Origin of the sequence: Rhodococcus aetherivorans, from assembly GCF_011058165.1 — a bacterium.
Taxonomy (GTDB): domain Bacteria; phylum Actinomycetota; class Actinomycetes; order Mycobacteriales; family Mycobacteriaceae; genus Rhodococcus; species Rhodococcus aetherivorans.
Genome location: NZ_JAALEG010000068.1, coordinates 25,269 through 35,370, shown reverse-complemented (window position 1 = coordinate 35,370; position 10,102 = coordinate 25,269). Strand labels below are relative to the sequence as shown.

Annotated in this window: 8 protein-coding genes and 1 pseudogene; all 9 read left to right on the top strand. The window is 56.7% G+C overall.

Translation table 11 applies throughout. The features are described 5' to 3' along the window. Window positions 1–179 (top strand): annotated as a pseudogene (locus G6039_RS30790) (dTDP-4-dehydrorhamnose 3,5-epimerase family protein); the annotation flags it as partial. A gap of 214 nt (window positions 180–393) precedes the next feature. Further along, window positions 394–1,788 (top strand): O-antigen ligase family protein, encoded by a 1,395-nt coding sequence (locus tag G6039_RS22310; RefSeq protein ID WP_161780470.1) that lies wholly within the window; start codon window positions 394–396, stop codon window positions 1,786–1,788. 161 nt (window positions 1,789–1,949) lie between these two features. Next, window positions 1,950–2,516, top strand: coding sequence for an acyltransferase (locus G6039_RS31485; protein WP_080688659.1), 567 nt, complete (start codon window positions 1,950–1,952; stop codon window positions 2,514–2,516). 146 nt (window positions 2,517–2,662) lie between these two features. After that, complete coding sequence (locus G6039_RS22300) at window positions 2,663–3,754, top strand: polysaccharide pyruvyl transferase family protein (protein WP_080688658.1); 1,092 nt, start codon at window positions 2,663–2,665, stop codon at window positions 3,752–3,754. Beyond that, entirely contained in the window at window positions 3,739–5,028 is a 1,290-nt protein-coding gene (locus G6039_RS22295; RefSeq protein WP_080688657.1) for a Coenzyme F420 hydrogenase/dehydrogenase, beta subunit C-terminal domain, read from the top strand. The genes G6039_RS22300 and G6039_RS22295 overlap by 16 nt, the downstream gene beginning before the upstream one ends. Window positions 5,029–5,228: 200 nt before the next feature. Then, window positions 5,229–5,969: a glycosyltransferase gene (locus G6039_RS31310; RefSeq protein WP_161780468.1), complete on the top strand. Its 741-nt coding sequence runs from the start codon at window positions 5,229–5,231 to the stop codon at window positions 5,967–5,969. Between the two features lie 257 nt (window positions 5,970–6,226). Further along, window positions 6,227–7,045 carry a glycosyltransferase family protein gene (locus G6039_RS31480; protein WP_152103841.1) on the top strand — a complete coding sequence of 273 codons (819 nt, stop codon included), beginning with the start codon at window positions 6,227–6,229 and terminating at the stop codon, window positions 7,043–7,045. Then, window positions 7,005–8,294, top strand: a complete 1,290-nt coding sequence (locus G6039_RS22280) for an oligosaccharide flippase family protein (protein WP_338148585.1) — start codon at window positions 7,005–7,007, stop codon at window positions 8,292–8,294. The genes G6039_RS31480 and G6039_RS22280 overlap by 41 nt, the downstream gene beginning before the upstream one ends. Before the next feature lie 58 nt (window positions 8,295–8,352). After that, a complete protein-coding gene (locus G6039_RS22275; RefSeq protein ID WP_161780466.1) occupies window positions 8,353–9,240 on the top strand; it encodes a glycosyltransferase in 888 nt (295 codons plus the stop codon). The last annotated feature ends 862 nt before the right edge of the window (window positions 9,241–10,102 follow it).

The window sequence follows — 10,102 nt, the reverse complement described above, 5'->3', positions numbered from 1 at the left end:
ACGAGATCGACCCCCTCGACCCGCAGATCGGCATCGACTGGCCCACCACCGGCCGCGACGGGGCGCCCCTGCACCACCAGCTGTCCGACAAGGACCGGGCGGCCCCCTCGCTGGCCGACGCCGTCGCAGCCGGGTCGCTGCCGCACCGCCATCTGCAGGGACAGGGGAACAATCCCTGATGTTCAACAGGTGGCAGACCTCGTGCCCGTAGTCCCTGATTCAAGCGCCCATTACCGCTCACGCACCAGAGCGATTGTGGAATCGAGCAGACCGAGAATGGGAGCCAATTTGCCAACTGAGAGAGTCAGAGTAGGCGTACTTGGTGCCACTCTCGCCACCGCAGCCACTTTCCTGGGATACACTGCAGCATCGAATTCGACCCTCGTAGGTATTGTGCTGCTCGCCGTCGTCGGCGCCGCAATATTTGTATACCGACCCGACTGGCTTGCCCCGGCGACTATCGTTCTAGGATGTGCTGCGCTTCCCGCAGGTTTGACGCCAAGTTTCAGTCTTGGCGGCTTCACATTCCCGGCATATGAAATCGCATTGTTTGCCGCATTAATGGCAGCTTTGCGTATCAGTATCAATAGGTGGACCAAGTTTAATCTTAGTCTGCTGGCGACGTGGCTACTGATTGGTGTGGGAAGTGCGACCCTAACGGGCAACCTGAGCGTTCACACGATCGGTGATCTGCGAAATCTGGGCCAGCTCTTTATGGCGCTCGTTGTCGCCGCTACAGTGATTAACACACCGGTCGCTGAGCGATGTGCCGTTGTAATGAAATGGGTCCTTTGGGGCTCTGTCGTGCTCATCTTGACTGCATCCACAGCGGGAATTGCTCTGGCGGGCAGATCCGAGCAGGCAGCCTTGGTGGGCGAATCGGCCGAAGCGACCAGGTACCTTACAGCCGCCACTTATCCCGCACTCGCCACGCTTTGCATCTGCGTCGCACTTGCAGTGCTGGGAACCGTGCCATTCCGGGTGACGTGGTCATGGACGCTGCCGTCGATTCTCATCCTTTTTCTAGCCTTCTCCCGAAACCACATCCTTGGCATCGCGATCACTGTAATCGCCGCATTGGTCGCCCTCAGGAGTCTGAACGCAGCATTTGCGGCCACCGCGCGGATTGTCCTGGGAGGCACAACTATCGGAGCCATCGCCTTCCTCGCTGCAAGCCCTGCGATGTCCGACTTGCCGGGAATGAAGTGGGTCACGGTGCAGGTAAATAGCTATTCGGCGCGTGTAGTTGAAGGCATCAATTCGGATACCCTACAACGAGATCCATCGGCGTTGTTCAGGCAGGAAGAGAACGACCTTCTCAGGCAATCCGTATATGAAGCGCCCGTCTTCGGCCACGGTTTCGGCTACGCGTACAAGCCACCGGCCGGCGGGCGCGGTACATGGATGTTCGAACAAGCGCCATACTATGCTCACAACTTCTACCTGTGGGCGACTGCAAAGACAGGAATCGTCGGATTAATTCTGTTTGGGGCCGCTACCGTAATTCCTGTTCTTATACCGATATTGCGAACCGGCAGTTCATCCCGCCTAGCTTCCGGAATCTCTGCCGCTGCCCTAGGCTTTTTGGCTATATCGTTCGTCGCCCCGATGCCTCTCGGCTCGCCCACAGCTGCGATATTGGGAGCGATGGTTGGATGCGTGTGTGGTCTACAGCGCGCAGGAAACTGGAGCAAAACGACATCATTTCGAAACCCTAGCCAAGGCGGAAGCGGAGACGCTCTTTGTGTCCGCCAACCGGAACCCGTCCAAAGTTCAGGACAGAGTTGAACGTGGCGCGCCAGGCGTCCATATGCATTGAAACGCCCAGCTAATGGACCGAAACTGTAGTCGAGAGGAACAAGGATGGCATTGGTCATCAGGGGTCGCGCCGCCTCGCTGTTGCGCGGTTCAGCTAAGACAGGTAGTGCTGCTCACTACGATGCGCATGCATGCAATTTTCAATGGTGCCACGAAGAGCTCGCCGGGTTCCTTCAATGAGATTTTCAGTCGTCCTGAAGAAGATATGGCCTGGAACCGGCCGCGACCTCGTCTTGAACTTCCTTGTTGCCTCACCGATAGTACCGAGGCCAGCTCGGTGGCTACTGTTGCGCGCCATCGGGATGGATATAGAGCGAAGCATCATTTCATCCGGTGTTTGGTTCGGAAGCCGGCGGGTCAGCATTGGAACTGGAACATTCGTCAACTACGGATGCAGGTTCAACACATCGGCTCGGATCAAGATTGGTCGAAACTGCGATATCGGGATGGATGTACTCTTCGTAACTAGCACGCACGACATTGGACGCACTAACCGGAGAGCCGGGCGGCCGATCGCCAAATCGATTTCGATAGGTAACGGCGTCTGGATTGGCGCTCGATCGGTACTGCTACCGGGGGTCGTTATCGGTGACGGATCGATAGTCGCGGCTGGTGCGGTCGTCACAGCGAACGTTCCCGCGAACACCGTCGTGGCGGGAGTCCCAGCCCGCCCCATGCGAAATCTGGACGACGCATAGGCGGCGCGGTACTGCGCGTACGCATTGGACGTACCGTCCGAAGACGGTCACACACCAGATTGGCTTCCGAATCAACAGTCGGTATCTATCGGTGGCCGGACTCCAAAGGTACACCTCGGAGATCTCGGAGAGGCAAAGGTATGTAGATGAAAGTACTTGTATTGTGGGCGGACGCAAGCTCACCGAACCTGGGCGTCCGGGCTCTTGCCGAAGGTGCAAAATCACTTGTTCACACAGTTTGGCCGACGGCATCTGTCGAATTTCAGAGTTTCGGTGCCGGGGCCGCGCCGATTCCGATCCGCGAGCGGACGCTGGTAAAGGAACAGTTCACGCGAACTTCGCCTCTCCGGTCGTGGTTGTCGGGTTATGACTTGGTCGTCGACATGAGGTGGGGCGACAGCTTCAGCGACATATATGGCGTGCGTCGATTGGCAGTCATGAGTGCCTTCGCCAGGCTTGTCCACGCGTGCGGAATTCCAATTGTAATGGGGCCGCAAACGATCGGGCCATTTAACAGCAAGCTGGGCCAGATGCTCGGAAAGGCTTCAGGCGGACTGGCGAACGGCATCATCGCGCGCGACGAGGCTAGTGCATCGTACTGCACAGCGATAGGCCTAGATCGAGCCGTCCTAGCGACTGACGTAGTCTTCGCGATCCCCTCAATCAAAGCGCCACCTATTAGGGACATTGCGATTAACGTATCGGGACTTCTATGGAACGAGAATTCGCATGTCGATTTTCGGCAATATCGCGAAACTGTTATTAACGTTTGTCGTCGATTAATCGACGAAGGACGCGATTTGTCATTTTTTGCCCACGTACTCGACAGCGAGAAGGCCGACAATGATGTGCCCTCGGTACAGGCGGCGGCGGACGCCATCGGTAAGCCGGTCGATGTCTTCATTCCAACCTCGTTGGCGGAAGTTCGAGATTTTGCTGCAGGTTCCAACCTATTACTCGGAGCCCGCATGCACGCGTGCTTGAACGGCCTTTCGGTGGGGACCCCGGCGATTGCCATGGCGTATTCGCGAAAATTTGAGCCACTCCTCAGAGGAATAGGGTGGCAATACACTGTCGACCTGAGATTTCCGGGCGATATGGCCGAGAGGATCGTGAGCCTTTGTCGGCGTGAAGATCAACTTCGAGATGAAATGCCGCAGCTAAGGTCCAACGTAGACGCCCACATGAAAAGAGCTGCTGAAGAGTTGGAGAGGAGCGCGGCATGTCGAGGTCATTGAAGAACGAAGTCGCGAAAGTAGTTGAAAGGGGGAACTGCTCCGGGTGTGGGATGTGCTCCCAACTGAGCTCCAACATCAAAATGACGTTCAACGATGATGGCTACCTGAGACCGACTTGGGATGACGACGTTGCGATAGAGATCGAGCCTCAGGCGGTGTCGGAATTCTCAAGGGCGTGCCCTGGCGTGACGGTCGAGGCGCGGTTAATCGAGGGTGGGTCCCGACACTCCATATTTGGACCTGTTATCTCCGCCTGGGAGGCATGGGCAATCGATCCTTCGATTCGACACTCAGGCAGCAGCGGCGGGACCCTGACCGCAATAGTGAGTTGGTTGCTGGACACCGGACAATACACGTCCTCGGCGGGCGTCGTACAATCCCCCGCCGATGCACGCGTTTCCACCGCCGTGGCGCTTACCACAAAGGAGGAAGCGCTGAAATCTGCGGGCTCTCGTTATGCCCCGGTAGCGGCCGCGGGATGCTGTCGATTGGATAGCGCGAACGAGTCGATCTTTGTCGGCAAGCCCTGCGACGTTTCGGCAGTGAAGCAGCTTCTCGACGCGCGGGGTTCCGAACGACCACTACTCTTGTCCTTCTTCTGTGCCGGCACTCCGAGTCAATTTGCTACGGAACGGCTAATTCAGCACCTCGGAATAGATACGAACGAGGAAAGAGTTGAATATCTGCGATATAGGGGTAACGGGTGGCCAGGCGACTTCACTGTCCGAACAGATGGCGGACGAACCGTAACCGCGAGCTACAACGATTCGTGGGGACGCTTTCTTGGACCGACTACTCAGTGGCGCTGCAAGATATGCCCTGACGGCATTGGAGAGAGCGCCGATATTACCGCTGGAGACTTCTGGCACGCCGACGGTCGGGGATATCCAGACTTCGGAGACAGGGAGGGGATAAGCGTGCTGGTGGCGCGAACCGCACTGGGGGACAGTATTATCCGGCGCGCAATCTCGTCAGGTGTGTTGGGTGCTAAGCCCGCGGACCTCAGTCAAGTTGCGGCTGTGCAACCACTTCAGGTGAGACGACGAACCACACTGGCCGGTCGGATGGCCGGCGCAACCTTGGGCGGTCGTCGCCTGCCCCGGTACCGCGGATTTCAGCTACTGCGGACTGCTCGCCTCGCGCCACTTCAGACGTTGCGCTCGGCTGTGGGGAGCTTTGTACGGGTGAGAGAAGAAGCAGAACGGCGGCCCGTGAAAGACCGCCGACGCAAGGTTAATGCGACATCAACAGCTTTTTCCGGAGCATCGGAGTAGGGGGCACTTTGAACGACATCGAGCCGGGTCGGCACATGCTTATTGCCTCGACTGGAGGTCATCTTGCACAACTAGTGAAGTGGTCCCGGACGGTACAGAGTCGAGACGACTCTTTATGGATTACATTTGACAATCCTCAAAGTCGATCACTGCTTGCCGGTAGGAACACGCTATTTGTCCCGTATATACCACCCAGGGGCGTGTCGAAGGCAGCGAAGGCGTTTGCTTATATGCAAAAAGAAATTGACTGGAAGGGTGGGGGATTCTCTGCGGCGGTCAGTACCGGGGCTGCCTTGGCGGTTCCTGGATTGCTGCTCGCGCATGCACGCGGAGTTCCGTCCTTTTACATCGAAAGTGTGTCACGAGTGACCGGGCCATCGCTCAGTGGTCGAATACTGTCCGCGCACCCAGGTATCAAGCTATCGTGCCAATACAGGTCTTGGGCGGGCGGAAAATGGCATTATCGAGGTACGGTGCTCGACAGGTACGCCCACATTGAAAGATCGATAGTGGATGATCCGCAGGTATTCGTGACGCTTGGAACGATTCAGCCATATCGATTCGATGCATTAGTGGACGGTCTCTTGGCCACCGGACTTGTTAACGACAGAACTGTTTGGCAGCTTGGCTGCACCGGTCGATCCAATCTGCCCGGAGAAGTACACTCGGAGATGTCGAGCGTGGACTTCGACGCGGCCGCGCAGTCTGCCGATCTGGTTGTAACGCACGCGGGCGTGGGAACGATACTTCGACTCTTGGACCTAGGAATCTACCCGGTAGTAGTGCCCCGGCGGAAGTCGCATAACGAGCACGTCGACGACCATCAGCACCAGATTGCGGACGTAGTCGCCGAACAAGCCATTGGTGCGGTAATGCCCCCAAATTTGATCACTCGTGAAGCGCTAATTGAAGCTACCGGCTTTTCTGTTCGTGGCCTGTGAACCCAGTTCGGTCCGCTGTGGTGTTCGGGTTGTGTCGAGGAAAAGCTGCATCTTGAAGGGACGTGGGTGCGGTGAAAGATGGATTGATAGTCAGCTGGGTCCGATATCACGGCCGTTCGGCGGGCTTATCGGAGGCCCTGGGTTATGAGACGGCATTTATCGTTGATCGCTCTCGAATAATTGTTTGGAGGTACTTCAAGCAAACATGCGCAACGTGGAGTCTGGTTCGCGGTTCGCACTATCGGCAGGTAATAATTATGCTGCCCCCGTTTCCGGTTTTGATGATCGTTCTGGCTGCTACTAGCAAGAAGGTGTCGATAGTTGCCGATCTGCACACGGGATTCTTCCTCGATCCCAAGTGGAGATGGGCCCGGAAGTTATCGCTTCGAATGTTGCAGGGACATAAGGCAATCGTCACGAATATTCCATTGGCTGAAGTCTGTGAGTCCAGTGGTGTCCGCGCATTCGTGCTTCACGATATCTTGCACAGACCGACTGCGCCTACGGGGGAAGTTGAGACTCCAGGAGCCGATCGCCATCCCACGCTGGTATGCCCGCTCGGATACGCGAATGACGAACCGATTGCAGAATTGATCGACGCAATTCGCAGAATGCCGGAGTTTCGTTTCATATTGACTGGGCGTCCTCCTCAGTGGGTTCGCTCGGCCGTATCATCGAACGTAGAGTTCTCTGGATACCTTTCCAATGATGAGTACTGGCGTCTTATCGACGTGTCAGACGGAGTCGTTGCGCTTACGACACGAGATCTGACGATGCAGCGCGCCGGCTACGAGGCACTACTGTGCGGGAAGCCGCAGGTCACGGCCAACTTCGAAGTATTGCGTAGCTTCTATGAAGACGCGGCGGTGTACACGGATCCCGACTCCGATTCGATTGTCGCTGCGGTTCGAGCGATGGTGCAACAGATTCCCCGGCTACGTGAAAGGTGCGCCGTTGTGTTGGAAGAACGGCGAGCCGAACAGCGACGCGCACTACAAGTGCTAGCGGGCGATTGCCCGCCCACAGCGGTGGGCGGTGCAAATTTGGCCCGCCTACACGGTGGCCGAGGTGCTTGACCGCCCCGCGGGTCTGGTCGTTACGCGCATCGCTGGCGCACTTTTGGCCCTCCTCACCTCGCCGTTGATCGCCCGAGCAATTGGTCCCGAAGGCAGAGGCCTAACGGCTGCGGCTATGACAACGTTGATGATCGTGCCGATTGCAATGGGGCTCGGCCTGCCGTGGGCCGTACGCCAAAAGGCTGCCAACTCAGTGGATGTTAATTCGATTATTCGATCCGCGCGCTTGGTCTCAGCATTCTCCGTCATTCCGAGTCTCGCAGTCGGAGCAATTCTCGTTTACACTTTGTTTGCGAATATGCCCGCTGGGGCGAATGCGTGGCTTATTGCCGGACTGGCGCTCACGCCGCTTGTAGTTCATCGCAATTCAATTGTCAGTGCCCTGGTGGTCCGTTCTGACTTTCGCCGAATATCCTGCATTAATATTGCGCAACCAATTGTTTTTTTTGTCGTCATTCTCGGTCTTGCTTTTCTTAGTGCACTCACCGTTACGACCGTAGTCGCTGCCCAGACTGTAGCAATCGCTCTGGGTTTTTTGTTGACCGCGACGTTCCTCCCGGTGTCGTGGAGAGGCCCGAAGTACTCGATCCGTTCCCTAGTTCGAGAATCGATTGCGGCTTCTGGTGCGCAAATTTCAGAGATTGCATCGTATCGACTGAACCAGCTAGTCCTGTTGCCGCTTATTGGAAGCGCGGCTCTCGGATTTTACGCTGTCGCTATCAACGTCGCCCTCGCGCCGGCTCCGGTTGGTCAAGCAATTAGTTCCGCGGTCTTCGGCGATGTCGCTCGCGCCGTGAATACGGAGCGTCGAAATAAGGTCATTCTCGCGTTGCAGGCTTCGTGCTATTTGGGAGTAGTTATTGCGGTTATAATTTCGGCGCTTTCGCCCGTGGTAATACCGTGGGCGTTTGGATCGGCCTTTGGTCCTGCGGTTCCCGCAACGATTGTGCTAGCCATTGGCTCGGTTTCTGTCATATGCAACTTCGTGTTGACGTCGTCTTTGATCGCAGACGGAAAATCGAGAGAAGCGAGTGCGGCTCAGTTCGTCGGCTTTGCCGGAGGTACGGTGCTATTGATTGCATTGAGCATGCCATTCGGATTGATTGGCGCCTCTATTGCGTCCGCGGCGGGTTTTTGGATCACCTCGGTGGTGGCGTCCAAAGCGCTCGGCATCGGACTGCTCGACTGGGTACCTCGGAGGCCTGCTGTGCGTGCCGCCTTCTCCATCTTATTCTCGCGTGGCAAGTAGTCGGTGCTGCGCGATTTCAAGCTCTGACTCGATAATGGGGTGAATTGCTTTGTCTAATGTGTCGCGCGAAATCTATGTGGTGGTCGTCAACTACTACTCGTCGGGTCTGCTGACGGAACTACTTGAGAGTCTCGACCTCACGCCTATTACAGCTCTTATGATCGTCGATAATTCCGACGATATGTGTGAATGGTCGAGAATTAGGTCTGCGGCGTCCCGCTTCGGCGTTGACTGCATTCAGATGTCGTCTAACCTAGGGTTCGGAGCCGGTGTCAACCGAGGTGTGAAGGCGTTGAACCCGAGCGACGAGTCGCATATCTGGATTCTAAACCCGGATACGGTCGTTCGCCCGGATACAGCGGTCGCTCTGATGACGGCCCTTTCCGACAGTGGAGCCGACATCGCGTCACCGTTGATCGTCACGGATCCGAGTGAGCGAGTGTGGTATGGCGGTGGAAATTTCGATTCGCGGCGTGGCCGGACTTGCCATTGGAGCGACGCGCCCGACGTTATTACGGAGTGCACTTTTGTAACTGGCGCGGCTATGATGATTCGCGGATTGGCCTGGCGTCGACTGGGCGGATTTCGGGAAGATTTGTTCATGTACTGGGAAGATGCAGAATTGTGTATTCGTGCGCACCAACGCGGCATGAAGATGGTAATTGTCCCATCGGTGGCGATTTGGCACGCGGTCGGCGGGACGGCCAATGATTCCGGCAAGAGCGCGCTCTACTATTTTTACATGCAGCGCAATCGAATCCTGATTCTTGGGGAATACTTCGGACTCGGCGGACTCGTTGGCGTATCGGCCATCCTGGAAGCATTGCGAATTGGCGTTCGTCCGTTCCGCGAGGAATCGCAGCGAGTCCGCAAGTTCACGGCTTCCGCGCGAGGAATCGTGCATGGACTGCGCCTATTGGCAGGAAGAAGCTCCGGGATTGTGTGACGCCCTCCGGTCGGAGATGTGTAGGTCAGATCAGAGCGACTCTTCGTTCTATTGCCGTACGGCTCTGCCGATCTGGGGCGCTAATCTCTTGAATTTGGTTCTTCGCTCGATTCCATTGTTCGCGTAGTGTCCAAGTGCCGCAAGAGTTGTTGAAACTCTGCCGGCTCTTTTGTCCATGGGTGGAGTTCGAGCAGCTCGTCGCGGAGTTCGGCGGTGAGTCTCTGTCCGATTGGCCGGGCTGGGTTGCCGACTACAATGGCAAATGGTTCTACGTCAGAGGTGACGACTGAGCCAGCTCCGATGACGGCGCCAACACCGATCTTGCGGCACCCCGGCAGTATCGTGACGTTGGCCCCGACCCATGCGTCGTGTTCAATCTCGCATGGGGTCCTGTCGACATCTGCGCGATCGTCAACGTAGCCGAGTCGAGGGTTGTACCAGAATGGATGCATGCTGGGCGCATCCAGTGGATGCGCCGCCCCGAATCTACGAACGTTGGGCCCAATGGAAACGTACGAGCCGATCCGGGTGCAGCGATCGGCGTACCCCGGAGTGAGCAGAGAGCCATAGGAGTATGGACCAACTTCTACACCGTAGTGCTCCTCGAGGATGTATCGAAGCGTAGCAGAGTAGAACTCGCCGCCTTCGCATTTGGAGATCCAGCTGAGAATCTTGGATCGCATTGGAATCCTTGTGTAGAACTTGCAGAACACTCTACCAATTGTGCTTTGTCGAAGTGCCCGGGGCTTCATTTTTCTCCCAGTGGTTGCAAATGATTGGTGATGGTCCTAGCGATCCTGCGCGATTCAAGGTCTACTCGTGTGAGAATTCCCTCGGGTGCAAATGATCTGCGGATCTTCAG

Excerpts from the sequence above, each read along its gene's own strand:
- G6039_RS31485 (WP_080688659.1), top strand. The coding sequence starts at position 1,950 with ATGCAATTTTCAATGGTGCCACGAAGAGCTCGCCGGGTTCCTTCAATG.
- G6039_RS22300 (WP_080688658.1), top strand. The coding sequence starts at position 2,663 with ATGAAAGTACTTGTATTGTGGGCGGACGCAAGCTCACCGAACCTGGGC.
- G6039_RS22295 (WP_080688657.1), top strand. The coding sequence starts at position 3,739 with ATGTCGAGGTCATTGAAGAACGAAGTCGCGAAAGTAGTTGAAAGGGGG.
- G6039_RS31480 (WP_152103841.1), top strand. The coding sequence starts at position 6,227 with ATGCTGCCCCCGTTTCCGGTTTTGATGATCGTTCTGGCTGCTACTAGC.